The organism is Rhizobium sp. 01T444 (assembly GCF_056398305.1).
The window spans coordinates 203,483-228,012 of the sequence record NZ_JBFTPD010000003.1 but is presented as its reverse complement, the minus strand read 5'-3'; the positions used below and the strand labels follow the sequence as shown (position 1 = coordinate 228,012).

Below are 24,530 nucleotides of genomic sequence, written 5' to 3'. Positions count from 1 at the left end.
GCACTTTGATGAAAGGCGCGGGTGCCGCTGGCATCCGCGCCTTTTTCATGTTGATATCAAGGGCATAGAGGCAGGAGTATCGTGGTGGCTGACGAGGATGACGGAAATTCGCTGGTCTCGATTGTCTACAAGCATGCAAGCTTCTTCCTTTCGGTGCTCGGCGGTTTCATCGTGTTTCTACTGCTGACCTCGCGGGAGGTCAGCGCCAGCAACATCCTGTTCGGCTGGAATGCCTCGGCGATCTTCTTCATCGGGCTGAGCTGGCGCAAGATGCTTCGCGCGACCGTTGAGAGCATCAAGAAGCGATCGGAAGATCTCGATTTTTCCGATACTTTCCTGCTCTTCCTATCAATCGCAGCGGCTCTCGCCAGTATTGCCGGAATCGGTATCGAGCTCCATTCGATCAAGGATGCACCGGCAGATGTCGCGCTGTGGCGTGCGGCTGCGGCGATCCTGACTATCCTGATCTCCTGGTTTTTCCTGCACACGCTTTTCACGATCCATTATGCCCATTATTTCTACGGCGGCTCGGATAAGTGCGAAGGGCTTAAATTCCCTGATGGAATCGAGGAGCCCGCTTATTGGGACTTCCTCTATTTCTCCTTCACAATCGGTGTCGCGGCGCAGACGGCCGATGTAGCAGTGACCTCGACGAGGATGCGCAAGTTCACCCTGCTGCATGCGCTCCTGTCGTTCCTGTTCAACACCACCATTCTGGCACTTGCGATCAATGTTGGCGCAAGCCTGCTTTAGAGCCTTGCTGCAGACCGGAAGAAGCTCTCGAACTCCGCAAGGTCACCAGAGGCGACATCCGAAATCGCCCAGAACGTCAGTCCGCCATCCGACCATTGCACCATGTTGTAGCCGTCGTGCTCCGTTGTCGTTTGGGCACCTGAAGCCGCAGGCCAAATGAACAGGTTGATGACATGGCCATGGCGTCTGTACACGAGAGCGGCGACGGCACGGCCGCCGATATAATCGACACGTCCGCCGACCAGCGGGAAACCATCCTTGGCGAGATCGCTGACGGGCGGCGAAAAATCGATCCTGCCATTGAACCAAGGCTTTACCGTGTGCTGATCCGAGGTCAGGACGTCGGTCAGATGATCCGCCATCATGGATCGAACATGGCTTGCCATGATCTCGTCCTGCAGGATCAGGGTCTGCGACGGCGCATTGACGAACAGAAAAGCACTTGCCGCGAGCACCGCCAAGGACGGTACGAAGCTCCATTGCCGGATGAAGTCGAAAGTGCGGCGCCGGAAAGGCGCTTGGCGTGGCACCGGCAGGCTGGAGCTCGCCGCCGTCTGTTCGAAAGACAGCATGGAAAGTACCTGTGAACGCAGAGCCTCCGGCGGCCTCCATCGCACGCCATCCTGATCGATGATCTTCCTCACGGCAGCGACCCCTTCCATCTCCGCCCGGCAATTTTCACAGGTCGCCAGATGATCCTCGAACTGTGCTGCATGAACGGAGTCGAGTTCGCCGTCGATAAAACCATGCAGCATGATGCGCCATTCGGGGCAGCCTTTCTGATGGGCTTCACTCATCCTGCCGCCTCGCTCTTGTTGCATGCATCCCAGATGTCGGCGAATTCGCGCCGTGCTCTCGCAAGGCGCGACATGACGGTGCCGATCGGTGCATCGATGATTTCGGCGATCTGCCGATAGGAGAGATCTTCGAGTTCACGCAGGACGAGGATCTCCCGCATCGTTTCCGGAAGCTTGCTGATGACGGATCGTACACGCCGCTGCTCGCTTGCCCGGATCATCGCCGTCTCCGGAGAATCTTCTTCCGAAGCGATCTGGTAGCCTTGATCCTCATCGGGGTCGGCACCATCGGCGTCGTCAAGATGCCGCTCGAAATGTGTCTTGCGACGATCCTGCTGGCGCCAGACGTGGCAGCAGTTTCTGACGATCGCAAAGAGCCAGGAACGCGGATCGCCGCCGCGATAGGTCTCAAAATTTCGGTAGGCTCGCAGGAATGCTTCCTGGACGATATCTTGCGCGGCCTCGGCATCGCGGCTGAGGAAGCGGGCGAAATTATAGGCCGCGTCCAAGTGCGGAACGATCACGTGCTTGAAGCGCTGCATGAATTCATGCTGCGCGGTCGCATCGTCCTTCGACGTGATACGGCTGTCGGCCGATTTTTCAGCTGCCATAAGGTGGAACAGCCGCACAGCGCCCGCCAAAAGCGTTGCCAGCGCTGATGTTCGAATGCGTGTCTCTGGCAGCGGCCGATTGAGCAGCAGCATCCAGTCGAGCGATCCGACGGGATAGGTGATCTGAGCGTTTGTCATCATCTTCCCTGCTTCAACAGCAGCCGATTTGCACGCGAGAGCCGCGGTCACATGCGGGTCCCTTGCAGTCTAGACCGATCGGCGCGCGATTTTATTCCAAATAGCGCCGGTTTATTTGCACGCAGCGGTACGAAAGATGTGCGCCGTTAAAATAACAAAGCATTTTCAATGGCTTGTCGAAAATATCGTTCGGGCCGGGAATAACAGCGCCCCGCTGGCGATCTAGTTCGTCAGCGAGGGCGTCAGATGAATTGCAGTCTTCGCCAGTCGAAATACCATCAACAAGAGGAGGCATATTCATGTTTACCATGTCACGTCGCGCCGTCCTGGGATCGGCCGCTGCTGCGGCTGCATTCGGCCTGTCATCGAAGCTCGAATTCGTCATGCCGGCACTTGCCGCGACACCGTTGGAGCCGACGGTCGGCTTTTATAAATACAAGGTCGGCGATATCGAGGTTACGGCGATCTATGACGGCATCTGGAAAAAACCGCATGATCCTGCATTCATCAAGAACGCCTCGATCGGGGATACCAAAGAGGCGCTTTCCAAGGCAGGGCTGACGACCGAATTCATGCCGATCCCGCTGACGGTGGTCGTTTTGAAAGTCGGCGGGCGGCTGATCATGATGGATGCCGGCTCAGGCGTCGGTCAATGGCAGGAAAATGCCACACATCTTCCGGCGAATATGGCGGCGGCCGGTATCGATTATAAGAAGATCGATACGATCATGATCTCGCATTTCCATCCGGACCATGTCTGGGGCCTGATGGAAAAGGGAACGAACAATCCGGTCTTCCCGAATGCCGAACTCATCGTCAATGCTGCTGAATATAATTGGTGGACGGCACCGGGTCGTGTCGAGAAGCTCGCTGAAGGTCGGAAGCCGGCCGGCAAGCGCATCGCCGCCGTTTTCCCGACGYGGAAGAACTGGAAGCTGGTGGATGACGGGGCCGAGGTTGCTCCCGGCATCAGGCTGCTTTCAGCGCCCGGCCACACGCCCGGCCATTCGACCTACCTTGTCACCTCGGGCAACAAGCAACTGCTCGTCTCCGCCGACATCATGTATGTGCCGGCGCTGCTTGCCCCGCATCCCGAATGGCAGGGCAGCTACGACCAGGACGGGCCGACAGCCATCGACACGCGTCGCCGTCTCATCGATCGCGTCATTGCCGACAATATCGCGATCTGCGGCTCCCACTTCCCGTTTCCCGGCTCGGGCACCTTCGTCAAGGACGGAAGCGCCTATGCGTTCACCCCAACAATCCAGGCCTGAAAGGCCGAAGGAGGTTACAATGATGAAGTATGCAATTCTGGGATTCATCTGGGTTTGCGCCATTTCCGCCGGCTTTTCCGCGGTCACCGCATTTCCAGCCTTCGCCGTCGACAACATGGAGTCGACCGACGCTCCGGACCTGACTGCGGTGCGGGCCAAGATCGACGCCAAGGACTATACCGGCGCGCTTGCAGAGCTGCGCGATCTTGCCGAAGATAATCAGCAGGCGGACGTCTACAATCTGATGGGGTTCACGCTGCGCAAGACCGGTGATTACCGGACGTCGCTGACCTATTATACCAAGGCGCTGGAGCTTCAGCCCGATCATAAGGCGGCACGCGAATATCTCGGTGAACTCTATGTCGAGACCGGCGATATGGCGAAGGCTGAAGAGCAGGTGGCGGTCCTTAAACAGCTTTGCCCCGGCGGCTGCGAGGAGCTCGAAGACCTTCAGGGAGCCATCGCCGCAAAGGGCGGTAAGTGACCGACATATCAACGGCAGGAGCAGGCGGTTCGCCGCCTGCTCGTGATAAAGTGGAGGATATGATGGAAAACGCTGCAAGCTGGCCTCGGCTGGCCGATCTCATTCTTCTTCTGGGTAGGCTTCTCCTATCCCTGATCTTCCTGCATGAGGGTTCGTCGCTCATCTCAGACATCACCGCGACGCTTGCTATCTTCGAAAAGCTTGGCCTGCCGGCGCTGGTGACGTTTGCCGTCATTGCTCTGCAGCTCGGTGCCGGCCTTTCTATTGCTGCCGGTTTCCTCAGCCGGCTCGGTGCGGTGGCCCTCGGGCTGTTCTGCCTCGCGACGGCTTTTCTGTTCCACACCAACTTCGCGAACCAGAACGAACTGCTGCATTTCGAGAAGGATCTCGCAATTGCCGGCGGCATGTTCGTGCTTGCGGTTTCGGGTGCAGGATCGGTGTCTATCGACAATCTCATGAAAAGGCGGGTTAAGGGAATGCATCCCTGGCTGACGGCGGTGCTGTAGCGAACTTGTTTTGAAAAGCTGCCGTCGTCGTTATGCCATCTGGCATAGCCCCGTGGCTAGAAGATCGCCTGTCCTGCCATCAAGGCCAGGATGAGGAAGATCAGGAAGACGACGAGGAATATGCCGAAGAGCACGCGGGCGATCGTCGCGGTCGCCGCGGAGATGCCGGAGAAGCCGAAAAAGCCGGCGACGATAGAAATTACCAGAAATATAAGAGCCCATTTTAACATGGATATCTTCCTTCCGTGATTGCCGGAAGAAGACGCGCCAAAACTGATTTTGTTCCAGATCGGTTAGAATGGAACGGCAATCCTTGAAGGCGTGCTGCTCCGGCCTGCAAGGGCTTTTCAAAGGTGTCTCGATCTGTTTGAAGGGATCATCATCGATTTGCCCCATCGACGAAAGCCACCCTCCATGCACGCTTTTCTGGACCCCCAGGTCATTTCCGCCTACCTCGAAGTCATCATGATCAACATCATCCTATCAGGGGACAATGTGGTCGTTATCGGTATGGCAGCTGCAGGCCTTTCCACCGAGCTGCGCGGCAAGGCGATCGTCACCGGCATTGCCGCAGCCGCCGTTATCCGCATCGTTTTCGCCGTCATTGCCGCGCAGTTGCTCGTCATCAAGGGCATCAATCTCGTCGGAGGTCTGCTGCTTCTGTGGATCTGCTGGACGATGTTCAGGGAATTGCGCGAGGCAGAGGAAGAAGGGACTGGGCAGGAAGCCGGTCACCACGCTCACAAGCCGAAGCTTTTCCGACAGGCGATCGGCCAGATCATCTTTGCGGATCTTTCCATGTCGCTCGACAACGTCCTGGCCGTTGCCGGTGCTGCGAAGTCGAACATGAATGCCTTGATCTTCGGCCTCATCCTTTCCGTCGTCCTCATGGGTGTCGCATCCAACTTCGTGGCAAAGCTGCTCAACCGCTTCCGCTGGATCGGCTGGATCGGCCTTGCCATCATCGTCTATGTGGCGTTCGACATGATATGGGAAGGCGGCATTGAGCTGCTTGCGCTCTACGGTCAGGCCTAATAACCGGGTCTAGATTTTCAGGCTTGAGAGCAGGGAGATAAGCTGGGACTGGCGCTGTGTGCCAGTCTTGGCGAGAACCTTCTTCACGTAGCCGCGCGTTGTCTCATAAGTCAGGCCGGATATTTCGGCGATCTGGCGCGGCGACGAACCATCCATCAGCAGGCGCGCTACCGTCGTTTCCTGAGGAGTGAGCGAAAAGAGCCGGCGCAGCAGATCGCGGCTCGGGGCCGCGCGTTCGGAGAGATCCGTGATGATGGCGACGGCGGCGGAATGCGAGAAGAGTTCGGCCGGTACTCCGTTCAGTCGCTGAGCACGGATTATCAGCGGCGCCTTTCCCGGGCGGGAAAACAGAACCGGCGTGGAGACGGCCGGATTGGTGAAAGGCTCCTTCGAAAGGATTGCCTGCAGATGGCGGCGCAGGAGCCCCGTCTCCTCCTGACTGAGAGCAACGAGCTCCCGATCGAGAACCCGGATATTGCCATCGAGCAGCATCTCAGCGCGCTGGTTCAGCCGGGTGATGCGGCCAAAACGATCGAAGAAGACCACGGCAGTGCCGGCGAGCTCAAATGCCTCGCTCATGCTGTCGATCTTGGCGACATGCAGCGCGCGAATGATCTCGGCTGCGGCGGTCAGTTTCGACTGCATCTTTATGAGCAAGCGCTCGTCATCGCGATCGAACGGCTGGTCTTGAATGCGACGCTGCAGGTTGATGCTTAGCATCGTATCGCCGGAGGTGAAGCCCACCATGGCGGAGTAGCGGAAGCCGAAGCGGGCCAGGAACTCCGTATAGAAGATCTGATGGTTGAACTCCTCATCGCCGGCGATGTCGTGTTCGATGATGACCCCCTTGGCCATCGCAACCGCCAGGCCGCGTTCGCGGAAGTCGCGCTTGTACCATTCTTCGTCAAAATAGACCTGGAAGGCCTCCAGCAGATTCGGCGTGCTCAGGAAGCCGGAGGGGAATTTCCCGCGCACCGGCATGATATGCGTGCCGATGGAGCCGGTGGCGCCGCTGATCTGCTCCAGCGTGCGCTCCCAGCTTGCCGGCACCAGAGCGGATTCCAGCAATCCGTCCAGGGCCGTTTCGAGCTCGGAGATGTCGATGCGCGTCGCCATGGGTAAGTAATGCCTGACCGATTTCTTTGATCCAGTGAAGAACCACGTTTATCGCGGGTTGCCATATATAGCGAAACGGCAATTCCACGCTCAGAAATAGTATCTGCAGTTGTATTGTGACAAAGTGACAAAAGTCACTGATGGCGGCAGTGACTTTTGAAGAAGATTAAGACGCTTCTGTTCAACTATCCGTGATTGATCATCACATGGCGAACTGCCGTATAGTCTTCCAGGGCGTAGACAGACATGTCCTTGCCGTAGCCTGATTGTTTCAGGCCACCGTGCGGCATCTCATTGACCAGCATGAAATGCGTGTTGATCCAGGTACAGCCATATTGCAGGCGAGCAGCAGTCTTCATGCCGCGGCCGACATCCTTGGTCCAGACGGAGGAGGCGAGGCCGTAATCGCTGTCGTTTGCCCAGTTCACCGCATCCTCGACATCGGTGAAGCGGGTAACAGAGACGACGGGGCCGAAAACTTCGCGGCGGACGATTTCATCTTCCTGCGTGGCGCCTGCAATAACCGTCGGCGCGAAGAAGAAGCCCTTGTCGCCCGAGACCTTGCCGCCGGTGGTGATTTCCATATGCTTGTGTTCGGAGGCACGGGTGACGAAGCTTTCGACACGATCGCGCTGGCGCTTGGAAATCAGCGGGCCGATTTCGTTGTCGGTGTCATCGGCGTGGTTGAAGCGGATGCTGGAAACAGCGGAGGTCAGATCGGCGACGAAATTGTCGTAAACCTTCGCATCGGCATAGATGCGGCAGGCGGCAGTGCAGTCCTGACCGGCATTGTAGTAACCGAAGGTGCGGATGCCGGCGACCACGGTATCGATATCGGCGTCGTCGAAGACAATGACCGGCGCCTTGCCGCCAAGTTCCAGATGGGTGCGCTTGACGGTCTTGGCGGCAGCCTGCAGCACTTTCTTGCCGGTCGCGATGTCGCCGGTGATCGACACCATATTGATTTTCGGATGGTTGATCAGCGTGTTGCCAACACTCTCGCCGCGGCCGAGGATGACATTGACCACGCCCTCGGGGAGAATATCGGAAAGGAGCTTTGCCATCTTGAGCGCTGTCAGCGGCGTCTGTTCAGACGGCTTGAAGACGACGGTATTGCCGCCGGCTATGGCGGGCGCCAGCTTCCAGGCCATCATCATCAATGGATAGTTCCACGGCGCAATCGAGCTGACAATGCCGATAGGGTCACGGCGGATCATCGAGGTGTGTCCGGGAAGATATTCGCCGGCGACCGGTCCGTGCAGATTGCGCACCGCACCGGCAAAGAAGCGGTAGCAATCGACAATGGCCGGGATTTCGTCATTCAGCACGGCATTGATAGGCTTGCCACAGTTCAGTGCCTCGAGCGTGGCGAAGCCCTGCGCGTCCTTTTCGATGGCATCGGCGATTTTCAATAGATAGGCGGAGCGTTCGGATGGCGTCGTCTGCGACCAGGCGACAAAGGCCTTCTCCGCCGCATCCACGGCGGCATCGATCTGGCCGAGCGAAGCTTCGGCAAGGTTCAGCACGGTCTCACCCGTCTTCGGGTTCAGGATGTGCTCTTCCATTTCCGTGCCGGTCTCGAAGCGGGAACCGATCAGCATTTGCGTGTCCATGGGCGTTCTCCCTTGTGGTTGATCGAGTGGGAGCGGAAGGGGCTCCGCGTCCCACTCCGGGTTATTTGCCGGCGCCGGCGATCTGGTCGCCGTCGCGCGTAAGGTAATAGGCTGCCAGGATCGGCAGGAAGGTGACCAGCACGACGACCATCGCGACCACATTGGTGACCGGGCGCTGGCGCGGGCGGATCAGCTCTTCGAGCATCCAGATCGGCAGGGTGGATTGCTGGCCACCGGTGAAGGTGGTGACGATGACCTCGTCGAAGGACAGAGCGAAGGCGAGCATGCCGCCGGCCAGGAGCGCCGTGCCGATATTCGGCAGGATGACATGGCGGAAGGTCTGGAAGCCGTCGGCGCCGAGATCCATCGAGGCTTCGATCAGCGAGCCTGACGTGCGCCGGAAGCGGGCGACGGCGTTGTTGTAGACGACAACCACGCAGAAGGTGGCATGGCCAAGCACGATCGTCCAAACCGAGAAGGGTATGTCGAACAGGCTGAAGGCGGAGCGCAGCGCGATGCCGGTGATGATGCCGGGAAGGGCGATCGGCAGGATGACGAGCAGTGAGATCGCCTCGCGGCCGAAGAATTTCGTCTGGCTGACGGCGGCCGCGCAAAGCGTACCGAGGACCAGCGCGATTGCCGTTGCAATGCAGGCAACCTGCAGGGAGAGGCCAAGTGCCGACCAGACATCCGGCCGGTTCCAGGCGATGCCGAACCATTGCAGCGTCAGGCCGGGTGGCGGCCACTGATAGCTCTTCTCCTCGGTCGTGAAGGCGTAGACGAAGATCAGCAGGATCGGCAGATGCAGGAAGAGCAGGCCGCCGGCCGCGGCGATCTTCAGGACGAGGGGTGATTTCTGTCCGCGGTCAGAGCGCATCGAAGGCCCCCATGCGTTTGGCGAGCCAGAGATAGATCGCCATGATGACGATGGGTACGACGGAGAAGGCGGCGGCGAGCGGTACATTGCCGGCCGTTCCCTGCTGCGTATAGACGGCCTGACCGATGAAGAGGCGGGAAGAGCCGATGATCTGAGGGATGATGTAGTCGCCGAGCGTCAGTGAGAAAGTGAAGATCGAACCGGCGACTATGCCGGGCAGCGCCAGCGGGAAAAGCACAGTGCGGAATGTCTGGCGCGGGGTGGCGCCGAGATCGGCGGACGCTTCGATCAGATTGCCGGGCACACGTTCGAGTGCTGCCTGCGTCGGCAGGATCATGTAGGGCAGCCAGATATAGACGAAGACGATGAAAGTGCCGAGATAGCTGACGGAGAGCGAATTACCGCCGACAACAGGCAAAGCGAGGACGCCGTCGAGCAGCCAGGAGAGATAGAGCTTGTCGAAGAGCCAGGTGAGGATGCCTTCCTTGGCGAGGATCAGCTTCCAGGCATAGATCTTGACGAGATAGCTCGACCAGAGCGGCAGCATGACACCAAGGTAAAACAAGGCCTTCCATTTTCCTTGCGCATAGCGGGCGGCGTAATAGGCGATCGGGAAGGCGATGACGGCGGAGGCCACCGTCACCAGCGCCGCCATCAGGACGGTTCTGACGATGATGTCGAAATTGCCGGGGTTCAGGAGCTGGGCATAGGTATCGAGGGTGAATTCGTGGTTCACCATCCCCGAGAAATCATCGATCGAGAAGAAACTCTGCAACAGCAGCGCGATCAGCGAGCCGATATAGATGATGCCGAGCCAGAGCAGCGGCGGCGTCAGCATCAGGAACAGAAGGAGTTTCGGGTGACGCCAGAAGCTATCCGACAGGCCGCCGAAGAAACCGCCGCGGCGCGGCAGGATCGAGGTTTCCGCCTTGATCATCGCCAGAGCCGTCATGCCGCATCATCCATGTAATGCACGTCGCCCTGCTGCCACACGAGGCGGATGGCGGTGCCGATATCGGGGATGTCGCTGCCGGCCGGCAGCATGACATGCAGGCACGTTCCCCTGATATCGACGGTAAGCCGGGTCGCCGCGCCGAGGAAGCTGGCATTCTCGACCCTGGCTTCGACGCCGTCAGCGGCGAGGTGAATTGCCTCGGGACGCAGGCTCGCCCAGCGCTTCTCGCCGCCAAGAGCCGTCATGACGTCAGGGGAAATGACATTCGACGAGCCGACGAAATCGGCGACGAAGCGGGTCTTCGGACGGCGGTAGATATCCTGCGGCGTGCCCTGCTGGACGATGCCGCCATTGTTGAAGACCGCAACACGGTCAGCCATGGAGAGCGCCTCCCCCTGATCGTGGGTGACGAAGATGAAGGTGATGCCGAGGGCGCGCTGCAGGCTCTTCAGCTCTTCCTGCATCTGCTCGCGCAGCTTCAGATCCAGAGCGCCTAGGGGCTCATCGAGCAGGAGCACCTGAGGCTTGTTGACGAGTGCGCGGGCGAGCGCCACGCGCTGCCGCTGGCCGCCGGAAAGCTGGCCGGGGCGGCGGCTGCCATAGCCCGGCAGTTTCACCAGTTCCAGCGTCTTTTCAGCCTCTTTGATCCGCTCCGCCTTGCCGACGCCTTTGACCATCAGTCCGTAGGCGACGTTGTCGAGGATATCGAGATGCGGAAAGAGCGCGTAATCCTGAAAGACGGTGTTCACGTTTCGGCGATAGGGCGGGATGCCTTCGGCGGTTTCGCCGAAGATTTCGATATGTCCCGATGTAGGCTGTTCGAAGCCTGCAACCAGCCGCAGGCAGGTGGTCTTGCCGGAACCGGACGGGCCGAGCATAGCGAAGAACTCGCCGGGTACGATTTCGAGATCGACGCCATCGACGGCGCGCACCGCGCCGAAATGGCGAGAGACCTTCTGGAAACGGACGGCGGACGTCATGGGGGCTCCGGAGCTGTATTATCTGAGAGAGGCTTTGATCTTCAAAAAGACCCCGCCCCAAACCCCTCCCCACAAGGGGGAGGGGCTTAATCTGCCGCGCCCACGCTCAAACCTTTCGGCGTTTCGGCAGGAATGCGGCGGCGCCACTCTGGTCCCTCCGCCTTGTGGGGAGGGGTTGGGGAGGGGACTTTGTTTACGTGAACCGGCTTGGCGTTACCGCCCGCCGATCACACCGATATAATCCGATACCCAGCGATGATAGGGTACGCATTCGCTCTCGCTTGCGCATTTGGCGACCGGCGTTTTCCAGAACTTGATCTTGTCGAAGTGATCATAGCCGTTGGTATTGCAGCCTGCATCGGTCAACAGTTCATTGCCCTTGCAGGCAGCCGGAACGGATGGCACGGCGCCGAACCAGGCGGCAGCATCACCCTGGACCTTGGCCTTCAGCGAATGTTCCATCCACATATAGGCGCAGTTCGGATGTTCGCTGTCGGCGTGCAGCATAGTCGTATCGGCCCAGCCGGTGACGCCTTCCTCGGGGAAGGTGGAGGCGATCTTCTGTTTGTCGGCCTGCAGCAGGTTGACCTGGAACGGCCAGGAACCGGAGGCGACGACACCTTCGTTCTTGAAGTCGTCGACCTGGATCATCGCATCGTGCCAGTAGCGCGAGACGATCTTGCGCTGGCCGCGCAGCAGGTCGAGAGCGGCCTTGTACTGGTCCTCGTTGAGCTCATAGGGGTCCTTGATGCCGAGATCGGGCTTGTGCGCCATCAGATACAGAGCGGCATCGGCGATGTAGATCGGGCCGTCATAGGCCTGCACGCGGCCCTTGTTGGACTTGCCGTCCGGCAGGTTCTGTTCGTCGAAGACGATGTTCCAGCTCGTCGGCGCCTTATCCTTGAAGGCGTCGGTATTATACATCAGCACGTTCGGCCCCCAGAGATAGGGCACCCCGTAATGGACGCCGTTCACCGTATTCCACGGCGCATTCTGCAGGCGCTCGTCGACAGTCTTGAAGCTCGGGATGAGATCGGTGTTGATCGGCTGGACGCGTTTACCGGCAACGAGGCGGAGGGAGGCGTCGCCTGAGGCGGTGACGAGGTCGAAACCGCCTTCGTTCATCAGCGCCACCATCTCATCCGAGGTGGCGGCGGTCTTGACGGAAACTTTGCAGCCGGTTTCCTTCTCGAAGTCGGTGACCCAGTCGTAATTCTTGTCGGTCTCGCCGCGCTCGATATAACCGGCCCAGGCGACGATGCTGACGGCGCCTTCCCCCTTGCCCAGTGTCTTCAGGGGTTCGGCAGCAACAACCTGTGTGGCGAAGCTCAGACTCGCGAGCGCAGCAGTGCACGATTTCAGAAGATTCATCGTCTGTCTCCCGGTTCGGTGCCGCTTTTGCGGCGTTTTGTTCCCAGAAGAAAGGGTGACGCGGAAAGGCCGGTTTCGCAAATTCATTTATCAGAAAGGCGATATCGGAAATTCCGATATCTAGCGGGATCTTCCCGATCGCATGTTCTCGGCGATGGCCACGAAATCGCGTGCGGCCTGCGGCAGGCTGGAGCCCCTGCGCCAGACCATGCCGACCTGCACGACGGGCAGGGCGCCCGAAACATCGCGGCTCTCTATGCGGTCACCTTCCAGCGACCAGGGGCGGTAGACGAGATCGGGCAGCAGCGCGACGCCGGCGCCGGTCGCAACCAGGCTGCGCACCGCTTCAACCGAGCGGGTGCGGAAGGCGACATGCGGGCGGGCGCCGAGTGCGGTCAGCAGCTTGCCGGTATTCTCCTCGATTTCATCCACTGTCAGCATGATCAGAGGCTCGCGGGCGATATCGGCGATGGAGATGATATCTGCCGAAACCAGAGGATGGCCCATCGGCAGCCAGAGGCGATAGGGTGAGGTTTCCAGAATTTCGGCCTGCAGAGCCATGCGATCACGCAGATTTGAAATCACCATGACGGCGACATCAAGCTCGCCGCCGACCAGCAGATGCTCAACGTAACTGCCATTGTCCTCAATGGCGCTGACCTCCACACCTGGACAGGCGCGGCGATAGCGTGCCAACAGGTCCGAGAGCACATAGCCTGCAACGAGCGAGGTGACGCCGATATTGAGCGTGCCGGAGGGTATGTTCTCCTGGCCGGAAAAGCTGGTGCGGGCGTCGGAGACGGTTGCCAGGATTTTCGTGGCGTGCCGCAGGAACTGATGGCCGTTGTGGGTGACTGACAGCCCCCGCGGGTGACGCTCGAACAGCACGACGCCAAGGTCGTTTTCCAGTTCCTTCAGCGCCTCCGTTATCGAGGATTGGGAGATCGACAGGTTCTGCGCGGCGCGCGTGACCGAACCCTGTTCGGCAACGGCGACGAAATATTGAATCTGGCGAAGCGTGAAGGCCATGGCATTTTAGAGCATGTGCTTGAGTGATCTGGCAAGCTTGCGAATGGCTGGACCTTTTTTGGTATTTATTCAATTCGAGACAAAGTTGGACGGTCCACTTAAAGATTCGGAAACGTCATTTCCCTAGCTTCACAGTCACTTGTATTGCGTTGGAGTTTTCAGATGGCGGAGCAGTTGGCGTGAAGGCCTTACTGCGCATATTCCGGCCTTCCCGGAAATTGGCTTTGATCATCGGTGGTAGCGCCCTGTTAGCGGGCGTTTCCGGCGGTGCTGCGGTTTATGTCGGTAAAGACAGGCTGCTCGGTGATGAGGAATCCGCTGATGGCGTGGCCTGCACCGACGTCAATCTGGTGACGATCAAGAAGCAGGATCACGTCTGGGTCCGCAAATACATCAAGACCGAACCTGTTGACGGCATGACGCGCATCAAGACGGCGTTGCGTGTCGCTCAGGCGGTCTATGAAGCGCAGAAACCCGACCTCGTGCAGGTCGTCGTCCTCGACGAGAATGGTCCGACCTTGCGTTCGGATATTCGCGGCCGGGCGATCGGTGCCGATGTGGTCTATATTGCGCATCCCGACAAGATGGTCGAAGGGCTCGACGACAAGCCCTATACGGCCCGTTATTATGACGGCAAGGCGAGCGAGCAGGGCCTCTTTTATGGCGAGCGCATCGAATTGCCGGACGATCGGATCGCGGCGCTGAATGCGAGCCTTAAGGATCCTGCCGATTGCATCGATCCGGTTGCCGTTGCTTCCACCAAGAAAGAGAGCAAGCCGGAGGCCAAGGAGCCTGAGGAACCGTCTGCTGAAGAACAGGCTGCCAAAGATGCCGCTGCTCCGGGAGAAGCCGCCTCCGCAGAGGCACCGCCGGCCAAGAGCGGGCACTAACCCGAAAATCGTCAGGCCGCAGGCCTTATGTTTTCCATCATCAATAGGAATCGCAAAACGGAGCGTCCTTACCGGCGCTCCGTTTCTTCATTCAAACAGCGTGTTATTCAGTCGGCCTTGTTACGGCGAGCCGGGAAGAGAATGACGTCGCGGATCGACGGTGCGTTGGTCAGCAGCATGATCAGGCGGTCGACGCCGATACCGAGACCACCTGCGGGCGGCATGCCCTGGTCGATCGCATCGAGGAATTCTTCGTCGAGCTGCTTTTCCTTCTCACCGCGGGCATGGGCCTGTTCGAGCTGCTCCACCATGCGGCGGCGCTGCTCTTCCGGATCGTTGAGTTCGGAGAAGGCGTTGCCGAGTTCCCAGGCATTGCAATAGGTCTCGAAACGTTCGACGAGGCGCGGCTCGCCCGGCACTTCCTTGGCGAAGGGTGAGATGTCCTTCGGGAAATGGGTGACGTGCGAGGGCTGGATCAGCGTCTGCTCGACCCTCTCTTCGAAGATGAAGGCGAGGCATTCGCCCCAGGTCCAATCCTTCTCGACCTCGAAGCCGGCAGCCTTGGCTGCGGCGCGGGCTTCCTCGTCGGTCTTGATCGCCAGGAAGTCGATACCGGTCGCTTCCTTGACGGCATCAGGCATCGGGACGCGCTTGAACGGCCCCTTGAAGGACATGGTCTTGTCGCCGAAGGGGAATTCCGTYGTSCCGTGGATGGAAAGCGCCAGGCTCTCAAACAGCCGCTCGACGAGGTCCATGATATCCTCGTAATCGGCGTAAGCCCAGTAGCACTCCATCATGGTGAATTCCGGATTGTGCCGGGTGGAGACGCCTTCATTGCGGAAGTTGCGGTTGATCTCGAACACTTTGTCGGTGAGGCCCGAGACCAGCGTGCGCTTCAGGAACAGTTCCGGCGCGATGCGCAGGTACATGTCGAGCTTCAGCGTGTTGTGATGCGTCTTGAACGGCTCGGCGGTCGCGCCGCCGTAGACCGAATGCAGCATTGGCGTTTCGACTTCCATGAAGCCGTCATTTTCCATGAAGCGGCGGATGCCGGAGAGGATCTTCGAACGCTGCTGGAAGCGCAGCTTCGATTCCTCATTGGTCATGATGTCGAGGTGGCGCTTACGGTAGCGCAGCTCGATGTCGGACAAGCCGTGCCACTTTTCGGGCATCGGCAGCAGCGACTTCGTCAGCATCTCGATCTTCTGGGCGTTGATCGTCAGCTCGCCGCGTTTGGTGCGGCGCACGACGCCTGTCACGCCGATGATATCGCCGATATCGATCATCGGCAGCAGGGCACGAGCCTCTTCCGGGGTCGTGTCCTTGTGACTGAAAATCTGGATCTTGCCGCCGGCGTCGTGGATGTCCATGAACATGCCGGAGTTGCGCGACGAGTAAACGCGGCCGGCGACGGTCACGACATCCTGTGTCTCGACGTCAGGTTCCAGGCCCTCGTATTTCGCGGCCAATTCGGCATTGGTCAGCGTGCGGTGGAAATGCGCCGGATAGACGTCGCCGATCTGCTCGCGCAGCAGCTTCAGCTTCTGGGCGCGCACTTCCGTTGCGTCGGAAGAAAGGGTGTTTTCGGTCTTGTTGTCAGCCATTGTCGAAATCCTCTGACTGTTCTTACTTCGCGCCGACGAGGGCGGCGACGGCCTGCGAGGCGAGCTTGAGGCGCTGGCGAACGACCGAGCGGCCGAGGATCGCCATGGAATCGAAGAGCGGCAGCGAGCGCGACGAGCCGGAAACGGCGACGAAGAGCGGGGCCACCACGACCTTCAGTTTCTTGCCCATGCGGTCGGCGATGGCGCGCAGTTCGGCTTCGATCGTCTCGACGTTCCATTCCAGGATCTTTTCGAGATCCGGCTGAACCGTGTTGAGGATCTCAAGGATCTCTTCCGGCGGCGACTTGATCTTGGCGAAGTCTGACGGCTGCAGGCCGAGATCGGACTTCAGGAGGAAGCCTGCAAGATCCGGCAGTTCGCCGAGCTTCGAGATACGCGTCTGCGACAGGCGCAGGCCTGCCATCAGGCGATCGTTTTCCATCGCCCAGTTGAGCACGCGGTCGCGGAAGTCCTCTTCCGACAGCTTTTCGCGGATCCAGCGTCCGTTCAGCCAGTCGAGCTTCTGGATGTCGAAGATCGCGCCGGCCTTGGAGAGGTTCTCCGGATCGAACTTTTCCGACAGCTCGTCCATCGTCAGCAGCTCTTCGCCTTCGGAGATCTGGATGAAGAACAGGCCGAGGAAGTTCATCAGCGCTTCGGGGATGTAGCCGAGCGCGGAATAATAGGAGATCGAGGTCGGGTTCTTGCGCTTCGACAGCTTCGACTTGTCGGCGTTGCGCATCAACGACAGATGCATGAACACTGGCTGGCCCCAGCCGAAATAGCGATAGAGCAGAATGTGCTTTGGCACGGATGCCAGCCACTCTTCGCCACGCGCGACGTGGGTGATCTTCATCAGATGGTCGTCGATGACGTTTGCCATATGATAGGTCGGCATGCCGTCGGCCTTGATCAACACCTGCATGTCGACGGAATCCCACGGGATCGACACATCGCCATAGACGCCGTCGGTGAAGTCGCACGAGCCTTCGGTCGGGATCTTCATGCGGATGACGGTGGTTTCACCGGCTGCCATGCGCGAGGTGACCTCCTCGGCCTTGAGCGTCAGGCAGAGGCCATCATATTTCGGCGGCTTGCCGGCGGCGCGCTGGCTTTCGCGCATCTGCTCCAGCCGCTCAGGCGTGCAAAAACAGCGGAAGGCATGGCCCTTGTCGAGCAGTTCCTGGGCGTAGGGCTGATACATGTCCTTGCGGTCGGACTGGCGATAGGGGCCGTAGGGGCCGCCGATATCGGGGCCTTCCTTCCATTCCAGCCCGCACCATCTCAGCGCATCCAGCACTTTGGTCTCGAATTCCGGGGTCGAGCGCGTCGCATCGGTATCCTCGATGCGCAAGATGAACTCGCCGCCGTGCTTCTTGGCAAAGAGATAGTTGAAGAGAGCGATGTAAGCGGTGCCGACATGCGGCTCGCCGGTCGGCGAGGGAGCGATGCGGACGCGGACGCCGGAAGCTGTCATTTTATGTGCCCGTCAATGAATGCCGAGCGGCTTTTCAATGAAAGCGACGTCCGGCCTGGAGAATGCAGATATCTATCAGAAATCGGCTGGAGCAAGGCGTCTGCCCGCATAATCCGCCGATTATCCGTGTGGCTGCGCTTAGGCCATATTCAAAAGGGCGCGTCAAGAAAAACCGCTTCCAGCGGGCCTCTTCCGGCCCCTCCGGGCGACCGTTTCGAATGATCTGTTCTTCGAGGTGAAGCCCGGCGACGACATGAAACAGGCGATGTCTGTGCTTTTCACCACGGCCACCATGCACAGAGGAACCTCCGCCTTACCGAGTAAGGCGGAGAATTGGGTCTCAGATGGATGGACCGCCTTAGTGGCCGCCCTCACGCTTTCGCCGGCGCGCGTTCCTCGCCAGCATGTTCAGCATCTCCACGAGGGCCGAGAAGGCCATGGCGGCGTAGACGTAGCCCTTCGGCACGTGGAAGCCCATGCCATCGGCAATCAGCGTCGTGCCGATCATCAGCAGGAAGGCGAGCGCCAGCATGACGATCGTCGGATTGCGCTCGATGAAATTGGCCAGCGGCGTTGCGGCGACGAGCATGACCGTGACGGCAGCGATGACGGCGATGATCATGATCGGCAGATGCGGGGTCATGCCGACGGCGGTGATGATGCTGTCCACCGAGAAGACGAGATCGAGCAGCAGGATCTGGCCGATCGCCGAGGCGAAGCTTGTACCTGTTGCGCCTGCAATGAAATTCTCGTGCTGATCCTCCGGATCGACATTGTGGTGAATTTCCTTGGTGGCCTTCCAGACGAGGAAGAGACCGCCGGCGATCAGAATGAGATCCTTCCAGGAGAAGCCGTGGCCGAAAAGCTCGAAAAGAGGTTCGGTGAGCTGGACGATCCAGGCGATGGTGCCGAGCAGGGCAAGACGCATGACGAGAGCAAGAGCGATCCCGGTCTTGCGGGCTCTTTCCCGATGCTCGGGCGGCAGTTTGTTGGTGAGGATGGAGATGAAGATGAGGTTGTCGATCCCGAGAACCACTTCCATCACCACGAGCGTGACAAGCGCCACCCAGGCAGCCGGGTCCTGAATGAGCGTCATGATATCCTGCATCGGCGTATTTCCCCCTTGCGTCGCATATGGACGCGGACAATGTATCGTTGCGGCCCTGCCGGGCAAGCGCCGCAAGGGGGTATACGAAAACGGTCAGGCTTTTATTCCTTGACCGGCAGCCAGATTTCCGTTCCGCCCATCCCCGTGTGGGGATCGAAGCGCTCATCGTAGCGTTCGAACATGTCGGGCATGCTGCCGTGTTCGAGGCCTGAAGTCGGCCACCAGTTGCCGAAGATCAGGTCCATCGTGGCCGGTATACCGGAAACATGACCGCGGTGAGAGAAGACGGCGTAGCGCTGCGCCGGCAGCTTCAGTGTGGCAAAGCCATCCGGCAGATCGTCCGCATCGGATACCTCGACGGCCGCCATGTAACGGAATTTCTCTGCTTCTCCATCGATATGGGTGCAGATCCCGTAGGCGACATTACCCTTCTGGTTGGGGATATGGCCGAAATGCTGGTTGAACTTCTGCCAGAGCGAGGGGATCGCGGCATTACCGCCATAGGCGTAGGTTTCCTGCAGGCCGGCAAAAAGCATCGGCTGAAGGGTTTCGAAACGCGGCGGTTCGAGATCGGTAAGGCTTGCGGTTTTCATCCTGATAGGCTCCATCAAAGCGAGATTGCGAATGTGCCCCTGTCGKCGCACCGCTTCCGGTGTCATGCCGAATTGGTCGCGGAAGGCACGGGTGAAAGCCTCGTGCGAGCCGTAGCCTGCGTCGAGGGCAACCTCGAGAATGCTGGATGAGCCTGAGATGAGAGACAGCGCGGCGCCGCTCAGACGCCGTGCGCGGATATAGCCGCTGATCGAATGGCCGGTTACCAGACCAAAGACGCGCGAAAGATGGTAGCGCGACAATCCGGCGGCTTCTGCGATCTCATCGAGGCTTATATCGGTTTCGAAATGGCTCTCGATGAACCATATCGCCCGTCCGATGGCGCTCATCTGTTCTCCCCTGGTTGCCGCTTCATTCCTAGATGAAATGCGGCGGCCGGATTTGATCGCTATTGCGCAAATCCGGCAGAAAACCAATCAGGGTCGGGATGGGGATCAGGCGGGCTCGTGTTTGCGCACGCCATAGGCGGCCATGAAGACAAAGATCGCGCCGCGGATGACGCGCTCAATCTCGTTGCGCGGCGGCGGGCCTTCCATGTTGCCGAAGAGGCGCAGCTTGAAGAAGCTGCCGCTTGCAAGGTCGAGAAACTGGCCGGCGGCGAGATCGATATCGTCGATCTTCAGGGTGCCGGCTTGCACATGCCGCTCCAGGAAGTCGTGCATGATGGTGCGCAGGTTCTGCGGCCCCTTGAAGAAGCGCTGACAGAGAAGGGGCATGCGCTCACGCACACCGAGCACGGTGCGCATGGCGTCGATGACCTTGTCTTCGGTCATATGGGTGACGAAGGTTATCCCGAATTCGTATAGGCCGGCCTCGACATCGTCGTGCTCCGCAAGGACCATGCGCACGGCTGCGACGAAGGCGGCGCGCTCGGTCTCGACCATGGCGTGGAAGAGTTCTTCCTTGTTGGCGAAGTAGACATAAAGCGTTCCTTTGGAAACGCCGGCCTCGCGGGTCACGTCATTCATGCTGGCCGCGTCGAAGCCCATCTTCAGGAATACGCGCCTGGCACCATCAAGGATCTGCTGGCGCTTGGCGGGATCCTCACCCGCAGCAAAGCGGCCTCCCGGAACGGGTGGGCTGAATACGGCGGTCTCCTCGGGCTTCAGTGTCATGTCTCCTTAACCGTCTTGGCGAATTCGTGTTTTCTTTTAAAGAAATCGAACCGATTGGTTCTATGCATCTTGATATGAAGTCAAAAACCATTTATGTCAACTGAACCGAACCGTTCAGTTCGATTATTTTACTCCAGATCGGTAGCCTGTCTATGTCGACAAACCAGAAAAGCAACGTCGCGCGCATCGTCAGCGAAAATGCCGACGCCGAAGAGGCAAAAGCGGAAACCGCAGTTCCCGTTGAAGCCCCGAAGGCCGAGGCACCGCAGACGGCTCCCGCGCAGTCCGCGCCTGCTGTCGCACTGGCTCCGTCTGCCCCGAAGAAGCGCCGTAGCCTCGTACTGCCCGTCATCGTGCTCGCTTTTCTCGCCGGTGCCGGCTGGTATGGCTACGACTGGTGGACCAATGGCCGCTTCATGGTGTCGACCGACGACGCATACATCGAGGGCGATATCGCGACGATATCGCCGAAGGTCACCGGCTATGTCGCGAAGGTGAATGTTGTCGCCAACCAGGAAGTCAAGGCAGGCGACGTTCTCGCTACCCTTGATAACGGCGACTACCAGAACGCCCTCGACCAGGCCAACGCTCAGATCGAAACCGAGCAGCTGTCGCTCAGCCGCATCGATGCGCAGATCGAAGGCGCCAAGGCGAGCCTCGTGCAAGCCCAGGCCCAGAAGACTGCCCTCGAAGCCACCGTGCGCGGCGCGGAGATCAAGCAGAAGCGTCAGAGCGACCTGCAGGCGAAGTCGGTCGGCACCACCGCAGATCTCGATGACGCGAATACGGCTCTTGATCAGGCGAAGGCAAATCTTGCCGGCGGCGATGCCAATATCGTTGCTGCCCAGGCCAATATTGCCATCCTCGAAGCCCAGCGCAAGGAAGCTGAGGGTTCCGTCCGTACGCTGGAAATCCAGCGCGACAAGGCCGCCCGCGACCTTTCCTTCACGGTGCTGAAGGCACCCTATGACGGCGTCGTCGGCAACCGTTCGGTTCAGGAAGGCGATCTCGTCTCGCCCGGCCAGCGGCTGATGGCGCTCGTGCCGACCCGCCAGCTCTATATCGACGCCAACTTCAAGGAAACGCAGATCCAACATCTCGTTGCCGGCTCGAAGGTGAACGTGCATGTCGATGCCTATAGCGATTATCCTGTTGTCGGCACCGTTGAATCGATCGCGCCGGCCTCCGGCTCGGTCTTCTCGATGCTACCGCCGGAAAATGCGACTGGTAATTTCACCAAGATCATCCAGCGCGTGCCGGTTCGCATCGCCTTGCCGCAGGATGCGCTTGATAGCGGCCGCCTGCGCGCCGGTCTCAGCGTCGTCGTCGACGTCGATACCCGCACGGCGCCGGTGAAGTAAGCGCCAGGGCGGAGGTAATCCCATGGCCGGGAGCGCGACAGCAACGGCAGGTTCGATCCCGGCAGCGCCTGCGCATGCCGCCGATCGCATGGATCCCAAAAGGCTCATCGCTTTCTTCGCGATGGTGCTTGGCATGTTCATGTCGATCCTCGACATTCAGATCGTCTCCGCTTCGCTCGCCGAAATCCAGGCAGGCCTATCTGCCGGCACGGACGAAATCGGCTGGGTGCAAACTGCTTATCTGATCGCCGAAGTCATCATGATCCCGCTGTCGGGCACGCTGGCTCGTATCATCTCGACACGGTATCTCTTCGCAATCTCGGCTGCCGGTTTCACCATGGCGAGCGCCCTGGCCGCAACGGCGACGAATATCGACCAGATGATCGTCTACCGTGTCATTCAGGGCTTCATCGGCGGCGGCATGATCCCCTCGGTCTTCGCGGCCGCCTTCACGATCTTCCCGCCGTCGAAGCGTGCGATCGTCTCGCCGATCATTGGCCTCATCGCGACGCTGGCGCCGACCATAGGCCCGACGGTCGGCGGTTACCTGAGCCATGCCTTCTCCTGGCACTGGCTGTTCCTGGTCAATATCGTGCCCGGTATCATCGTCACGATCGTCACCTGGAATTTCATCGATTTCGACAAGCCGGAACTGTCGCTCTTCAAGAAGTTCGACTGGTACGGCCTGCTGTCTATGGGTGTTTTCCTTGGCGCACTGGAATATGTGCTGGAAGAAGGCAATTCGAACGACTGGTTCAATGACAGCTACATCGTCATCGGCGCCGTTGCCTCCGCCGTCGCCTGTGTCGTCTTTTTCTACCGGGCCTTCACGGTGGAATTTCCGGTCGTCGATCTCACGGCCTTTGCCAACCGCAATTTCTCCTTTGGTTCGGTGTTCTCCTTCGTCATGGGCATCGGCCTTTACGGGCTCACTTATATCTATCCGGTCTATCTCGGCCGCATCCGCGGTTACGATTCGCAGATGATCGGCGAGACGATGTTCGTGTCGGGCCTTGCGATGTTCTTCACCGCGCCGATTGCTGGCCGGCTGTCGACGAAACTCGACCTGCGTTTCATGATGGCGATCGGTTTCGTGAGCTTTGCCGCCGGCACCTACATCATGACGCATCTGACGCAGGACTGGGACTTCTACGAACTCTTCATCCCGCAGATCCTGCGCGGTTTCGGCCTGATGATGTGCATGGTGCCGATCAACAACATCGCGCTCGGCACCCTGCCGCCGCAGCGTATCCGTGGCGCATCCGGCCTCTTCAACCTAACGCGTAATCTCGGCGGCGCCGTTGGCCTTGCTGTTATCAACACCGTGCTGACCACCCGACAGGACGTGCACTACGAACGCCTGCGTGAAAACGTGCACTGGGGCAACACGGCTGCGATCGACCAGATGAACAACATGACCAACAACTTCAATAATTGGGGTCTGGATGGTGCGAATGTTGCAGTCAAGCAGATGGTCGGCTTGGCCACCAAACAGGCGATGATCCTTTCGTTCGGCGACATTTTCCTGATGCTGACTGTGCTTTTCCTGGCGATGGTCCTTGGCGTCTTCATGATCAAGAAACCCGCACCGCAAGGCGGCGGGGGAGGCGGTGGCGGCCACTGACCTCCGGCCGTCATTGCGAGAAAGGCCCTCTTCGGAGGGCCTTTTTGTTTTTCTGCACAGGTGGCTTCAGTTCCCCTTCAACAGGGTGTTTGCCACCTCGCGCACTTTTTTGATTTACGTACATCAAATTTGGCGCTAATGGTCTCGTCCAGGAGGAGTGATGAGGCCAACCGTTCATGATATCGCCGCTGCGGCGGGCGTCAGTCTTGCGACCGTGGACCGGGTTCTGAACCAGCGTCCGGGTGTGCGCCATGTGACGCGGGAGAAGGTCGAAACCGCGATCCGCGATCTCGGCTATGTGCGCGACGTGGCCGCTGCAAACCTCGCCAAAGGTCGCGTCTATCCGCTGACCTTCATCCTGCCCGCCAGCGACAACTCCTTCATGCATGGCCTGAATGCCGAAATCCGCACAGCGATCGCGCGCTCGGTCGCCGAGCGTACGGATATCCGCATCGTCGAGGTGCCCGCCTTCGATCCGCAGGCGCTGGTGCGTGAGCTGGAAATGCTCGCGGCCGAAAAGCCCTCCGGTGTCGCGCTTGTCGCGACTGATGCGCCTGACGTGCGCGCCGCCGTCGACCGGTTGGTGAAAGATGGCATTCCGGTCGTCACGCTCGTCTCTGATCTGACAGGATCGCTGCGCCACCACTATGCCGGCGTCGACAATATTGCGGCAGGGCGCACCGCTGCGCGTCTGCTCGGACGCTTCCTTGGCGGCGCCAAGGGCGAGATTGCCATTCTCGCCGGCTCCATGCTGGTACGCGACCATCGCGAACGCCTGGAGGGCTTCGCCGCCATCATGGCTCAGGAGTTTCCGGCGCTGCATCTACTATCGGTTCTCGAAGGCCGGGACGACCCTGAAGTTGCACACATGCTGATTGCCGATGCGCTTGGGAAGAACGACGGCATCATCGGCATTTACAGCCTCGGTGCCGGTAACCGCGGTCTGATCCGGGCGCTCAAGGAAAAGGCAGCAGACAGGTCGCTGACGGTGATTGCCCATGAATTGACGGCGCATACGCGCGCTGCGCTTCTCGACGGCACTATCGACGCAATCCTCAATCAGGATGCCGGCCATGAAGTGCGCAGCGCGATCCGTGTTCTCAAGGCAAAGGCGGACGGGCTTTCGGTCATCGACGCACAGGAGCGCATTCGCCTCGACATATTCCTGAAAGACAATCTGCCGTAACGGCAAAGGGAGAA

At 59.5% G+C, this 24,530-nt stretch carries 24 protein-coding genes; 9 read left to right on the top strand and 15 right to left on the bottom strand.

The window, feature by feature from the left end; all coding sequences use genetic code 11:
* Positions 1 to 84 precede the first annotated feature (84 nt).
* The gene (locus tag AC1DTN_RS06620; RefSeq protein WP_113325734.1) at positions 85 to 753 is read left to right on the top strand and encodes a DUF1345 domain-containing protein; all 669 of its coding nucleotides are present in this window, start codon (positions 85 to 87) and stop codon (positions 751 to 753) included.
* Here AC1DTN_RS06620 and AC1DTN_RS06615 read toward each other — a convergent pair.
* Together AC1DTN_RS06615 and AC1DTN_RS06610 are read right to left on the bottom strand one after the other, a co-directional pair.
* Positions 750 to 1,550, bottom strand: coding sequence for an anti-sigma factor family protein (locus AC1DTN_RS06615; RefSeq protein ID WP_439016643.1), 801 nt, complete (start codon positions 1,548 to 1,550; stop codon positions 750 to 752). The genes AC1DTN_RS06620 and AC1DTN_RS06615 overlap by 4 nt on opposite strands.
* Positions 1,547 to 2,302 carry a sigma-70 family RNA polymerase sigma factor gene (locus AC1DTN_RS06610; protein WP_442206476.1) on the bottom strand — a complete coding sequence of 252 codons (756 nt, stop codon included), beginning with the start codon at positions 2,300 to 2,302 and terminating at the stop codon, positions 1,547 to 1,549. The genes AC1DTN_RS06615 and AC1DTN_RS06610 overlap by 4 nt, the downstream gene beginning before the upstream one ends.
* 296 nt (positions 2,303 to 2,598) lie before the next feature.
* Between AC1DTN_RS06610 and AC1DTN_RS06605 the strand changes: the two genes are divergently transcribed.
* From AC1DTN_RS06605 to AC1DTN_RS06595, 3 genes are all read left to right on the top strand, one after another.
* Complete coding sequence (locus AC1DTN_RS06605) at positions 2,599 to 3,573, top strand: MBL fold metallo-hydrolase (RefSeq protein ID WP_477920138.1); 975 nt, start codon at positions 2,599 to 2,601, stop codon at positions 3,571 to 3,573.
* A 19-nt stretch (positions 3,574 to 3,592) separates the two neighbouring features.
* A complete protein-coding gene (locus tag AC1DTN_RS06600) occupies positions 3,593 to 4,057 on the top strand; it encodes a tetratricopeptide repeat protein (RefSeq protein ID WP_442206474.1) in 465 nt (154 codons plus the stop codon).
* A gap of 62 nt (positions 4,058 to 4,119) precedes the next feature.
* Entirely contained in the window at positions 4,120 to 4,563 is a 444-nt protein-coding gene (locus AC1DTN_RS06595; RefSeq protein WP_442206492.1) for a DoxX family protein, read from the top strand.
* Between the two features lie 56 nt (positions 4,564 to 4,619).
* On the opposite strand, the gene AC1DTN_RS06590 is transcribed toward AC1DTN_RS06595, so the two are convergent.
* The gene (locus tag AC1DTN_RS06590; protein ID WP_007817547.1) at positions 4,620 to 4,793 is read right to left on the bottom strand and encodes a DUF1328 domain-containing protein; all 174 of its coding nucleotides are present in this window, start codon (positions 4,791 to 4,793) and stop codon (positions 4,620 to 4,622) included.
* A 184-nt stretch (positions 4,794 to 4,977) separates the two neighbouring features.
* Here AC1DTN_RS06590 and AC1DTN_RS06585 point away from each other — a divergent pair, with 184 nt between their 5' ends.
* On the top strand, positions 4,978 to 5,598 hold the full coding sequence (locus tag AC1DTN_RS06585) for a TerC family protein (RefSeq protein WP_442206473.1): 621 nt from the start codon (positions 4,978 to 4,980) through the stop codon (positions 5,596 to 5,598).
* A gap of 9 nt (positions 5,599 to 5,607) precedes the next feature.
* Here AC1DTN_RS06585 and AC1DTN_RS06580 read toward each other — a convergent pair whose 3' ends face one another.
* From AC1DTN_RS06580 to AC1DTN_RS06550, 7 genes are all read right to left on the bottom strand, one after another.
* Positions 5,608 to 6,714 carry a helix-turn-helix transcriptional regulator gene (locus tag AC1DTN_RS06580; protein ID WP_442206472.1) on the bottom strand — a complete coding sequence of 369 codons (1,107 nt, stop codon included), beginning with the start codon at positions 6,712 to 6,714 and terminating at the stop codon, positions 5,608 to 5,610.
* A gap of 185 nt (positions 6,715 to 6,899) precedes the next feature.
* Positions 6,900 to 8,327: a gamma-aminobutyraldehyde dehydrogenase gene (locus tag AC1DTN_RS06575; protein ID WP_442206471.1), complete on the bottom strand. Its 1,428-nt coding sequence runs from the start codon at positions 8,325 to 8,327 to the stop codon at positions 6,900 to 6,902.
* Between the two features lie 61 nt (positions 8,328 to 8,388).
* Positions 8,389 to 9,204, bottom strand: coding sequence for an ABC transporter permease (locus AC1DTN_RS06570; protein ID WP_442206470.1), 816 nt, complete (start codon positions 9,202 to 9,204; stop codon positions 8,389 to 8,391).
* Positions 9,194 to 10,156 carry an ABC transporter permease gene (locus tag AC1DTN_RS06565; protein ID WP_442206469.1) on the bottom strand — a complete coding sequence of 321 codons (963 nt, stop codon included), beginning with the start codon at positions 10,154 to 10,156 and terminating at the stop codon, positions 9,194 to 9,196. The genes AC1DTN_RS06570 and AC1DTN_RS06565 overlap by 11 nt, the downstream gene beginning before the upstream one ends.
* Complete coding sequence (locus tag AC1DTN_RS06560) at positions 10,153 to 11,139, bottom strand: ABC transporter ATP-binding protein (protein WP_442206468.1); 987 nt, start codon at positions 11,137 to 11,139, stop codon at positions 10,153 to 10,155. The genes AC1DTN_RS06565 and AC1DTN_RS06560 overlap by 4 nt, the downstream gene beginning before the upstream one ends.
* A 213-nt stretch (positions 11,140 to 11,352) precedes the next feature.
* Complete coding sequence (locus AC1DTN_RS06555; RefSeq protein WP_442206467.1) at positions 11,353 to 12,510, bottom strand: ABC transporter substrate-binding protein; 1,158 nt, start codon at positions 12,508 to 12,510, stop codon at positions 11,353 to 11,355.
* A gap of 120 nt (positions 12,511 to 12,630) precedes the next feature.
* Positions 12,631 to 13,539: a LysR family transcriptional regulator gene (locus AC1DTN_RS06550; protein ID WP_113321935.1), complete on the bottom strand. Its 909-nt coding sequence runs from the start codon at positions 13,537 to 13,539 to the stop codon at positions 12,631 to 12,633.
* A 179-nt stretch (positions 13,540 to 13,718) separates the two neighbouring features.
* Between AC1DTN_RS06550 and AC1DTN_RS06545 the strand changes: the two genes are divergently transcribed.
* Positions 13,719 to 14,429: a hypothetical protein gene (locus AC1DTN_RS06545; protein ID WP_442206491.1), complete on the top strand. Its 711-nt coding sequence runs from the start codon at positions 13,719 to 13,721 to the stop codon at positions 14,427 to 14,429.
* Between the two features lie 107 nt (positions 14,430 to 14,536).
* On the opposite strand, the gene lysS is transcribed toward AC1DTN_RS06545, so the two are convergent.
* The 5 genes from lysS to AC1DTN_RS06520 all read right to left on the bottom strand — a co-directional run bounded on the left by lysS (position 14,537) and on the right by AC1DTN_RS06520 (position 20,345).
* Positions 14,537 to 16,033, bottom strand: coding sequence for a lysine--tRNA ligase (gene lysS / locus AC1DTN_RS06540; protein WP_442206466.1), 1,497 nt, complete (start codon positions 16,031 to 16,033; stop codon positions 14,537 to 14,539).
* Positions 16,034 to 16,055: 22 nt separating this feature from the next.
* Entirely contained in the window at positions 16,056 to 17,510 is a 1,455-nt protein-coding gene (gene gltX, locus AC1DTN_RS06535; protein WP_442206465.1) for a glutamate--tRNA ligase, read from the bottom strand.
* 358 nt (positions 17,511 to 17,868) lie between these two features.
* On the bottom strand, positions 17,869 to 18,618 hold the full coding sequence (locus AC1DTN_RS06530) for a TerC family protein (protein WP_113321931.1): 750 nt from the start codon (positions 18,616 to 18,618) through the stop codon (positions 17,869 to 17,871).
* Between the two features lie 101 nt (positions 18,619 to 18,719).
* The gene (locus AC1DTN_RS06525; protein ID WP_442206464.1) at positions 18,720 to 19,559 is read right to left on the bottom strand and encodes an AraC family transcriptional regulator; all 840 of its coding nucleotides are present in this window, start codon (positions 19,557 to 19,559) and stop codon (positions 18,720 to 18,722) included.
* A gap of 105 nt (positions 19,560 to 19,664) precedes the next feature.
* On the bottom strand, positions 19,665 to 20,345 hold the full coding sequence (locus AC1DTN_RS06520; protein WP_310383818.1) for a TetR/AcrR family transcriptional regulator: 681 nt from the start codon (positions 20,343 to 20,345) through the stop codon (positions 19,665 to 19,667).
* 152 nt (positions 20,346 to 20,497) lie between these two features.
* On the opposite strand from AC1DTN_RS06520, the gene AC1DTN_RS06515 reads away from it, so the two are divergent.
* The 3 genes from AC1DTN_RS06515 (at position 20,498) to AC1DTN_RS06505 (ending at position 24,516) form a co-directional block, all read left to right on the top strand.
* Complete coding sequence (locus tag AC1DTN_RS06515; protein ID WP_442206463.1) at positions 20,498 to 21,706, top strand: HlyD family secretion protein; 1,209 nt, start codon at positions 20,498 to 20,500, stop codon at positions 21,704 to 21,706.
* 22 nt (positions 21,707 to 21,728) lie between these two features.
* Complete coding sequence (locus tag AC1DTN_RS06510) at positions 21,729 to 23,330, top strand: DHA2 family efflux MFS transporter permease subunit (RefSeq protein ID WP_113321927.1); 1,602 nt, start codon at positions 21,729 to 21,731, stop codon at positions 23,328 to 23,330.
* 160 nt (positions 23,331 to 23,490) lie between these two features.
* Positions 23,491 to 24,516, top strand: coding sequence for a LacI family DNA-binding transcriptional regulator (locus AC1DTN_RS06505; protein WP_442206462.1), 1,026 nt, complete (start codon positions 23,491 to 23,493; stop codon positions 24,514 to 24,516).
* The last annotated feature ends 14 nt before the right edge of the window (positions 24,517 to 24,530 follow it).

What these genes read in the sequence shown, in the direction of transcription:
- AC1DTN_RS06615 (WP_439016643.1), bottom strand. Translation starts at nt 1,550, where the DNA reads ATGAGTGAAGCCCATCAGAAAGGCTGCCCCGAATGGCGCATCATGCTG.
- AC1DTN_RS06610 (WP_442206476.1), bottom strand. Translation starts at nt 2,302, where the DNA reads ATGATGACAAACGCTCAGATCACCTATCCCGTCGGATCGCTCGACTGG.
- AC1DTN_RS06600 (WP_442206474.1), top strand. Translation starts at nt 3,593, where the DNA reads ATGATGAAGTATGCAATTCTGGGATTCATCTGGGTTTGCGCCATTTCC.
- AC1DTN_RS06595 (WP_442206492.1), top strand. Translation starts at nt 4,120, where the DNA reads ATGGAAAACGCTGCAAGCTGGCCTCGGCTGGCCGATCTCATTCTTCTT.
- AC1DTN_RS06590 (WP_007817547.1), bottom strand. Translation starts at nt 4,793, where the DNA reads ATGTTAAAATGGGCTCTTATATTTCTGGTAATTTCTATCGTCGCCGGC.
- AC1DTN_RS06585 (WP_442206473.1), top strand. Translation starts at nt 4,978, where the DNA reads ATGCACGCTTTTCTGGACCCCCAGGTCATTTCCGCCTACCTCGAAGTC.
- AC1DTN_RS06580 (WP_442206472.1), bottom strand. Translation starts at nt 6,714, where the DNA reads ATGGCGACGCGCATCGACATCTCCGAGCTCGAAACGGCCCTGGACGGA.
- AC1DTN_RS06575 (WP_442206471.1), bottom strand. Translation starts at nt 8,327, where the DNA reads ATGGACACGCAAATGCTGATCGGTTCCCGCTTCGAGACCGGCACGGAA.
- AC1DTN_RS06570 (WP_442206470.1), bottom strand. Translation starts at nt 9,204, where the DNA reads ATGCGCTCTGACCGCGGACAGAAATCACCCCTCGTCCTGAAGATCGCC.
- AC1DTN_RS06565 (WP_442206469.1), bottom strand. Translation starts at nt 10,156, where the DNA reads ATGACGGCTCTGGCGATGATCAAGGCGGAAACCTCGATCCTGCCGCGC.
- AC1DTN_RS06560 (WP_442206468.1), bottom strand. Translation starts at nt 11,139, where the DNA reads ATGACGTCCGCCGTCCGTTTCCAGAAGGTCTCTCGCCATTTCGGCGCG.
- AC1DTN_RS06555 (WP_442206467.1), bottom strand. Translation starts at nt 12,510, where the DNA reads ATGAATCTTCTGAAATCGTGCACTGCTGCGCTCGCGAGTCTGAGCTTC.
- AC1DTN_RS06550 (WP_113321935.1), bottom strand. Translation starts at nt 13,539, where the DNA reads ATGGCCTTCACGCTTCGCCAGATTCAATATTTCGTCGCCGTTGCCGAA.
- gltX (WP_442206465.1), bottom strand. Translation starts at nt 17,510, where the DNA reads ATGACAGCTTCCGGCGTCCGCGTCCGCATCGCTCCCTCGCCGACCGGC.
- AC1DTN_RS06530 (WP_113321931.1), bottom strand. Translation starts at nt 18,618, where the DNA reads ATGCAGGATATCATGACGCTCATTCAGGACCCGGCTGCCTGGGTGGCG.
- AC1DTN_RS06520 (WP_310383818.1), bottom strand. Translation starts at nt 20,345, where the DNA reads ATGACACTGAAGCCCGAGGAGACCGCCGTATTCAGCCCACCCGTTCCG.
- AC1DTN_RS06515 (WP_442206463.1), top strand. Translation starts at nt 20,498, where the DNA reads ATGTCGACAAACCAGAAAAGCAACGTCGCGCGCATCGTCAGCGAAAAT.
- AC1DTN_RS06510 (WP_113321927.1), top strand. Translation starts at nt 21,729, where the DNA reads ATGGCCGGGAGCGCGACAGCAACGGCAGGTTCGATCCCGGCAGCGCCT.
- AC1DTN_RS06505 (WP_442206462.1), top strand. Translation starts at nt 23,491, where the DNA reads ATGAGGCCAACCGTTCATGATATCGCCGCTGCGGCGGGCGTCAGTCTT.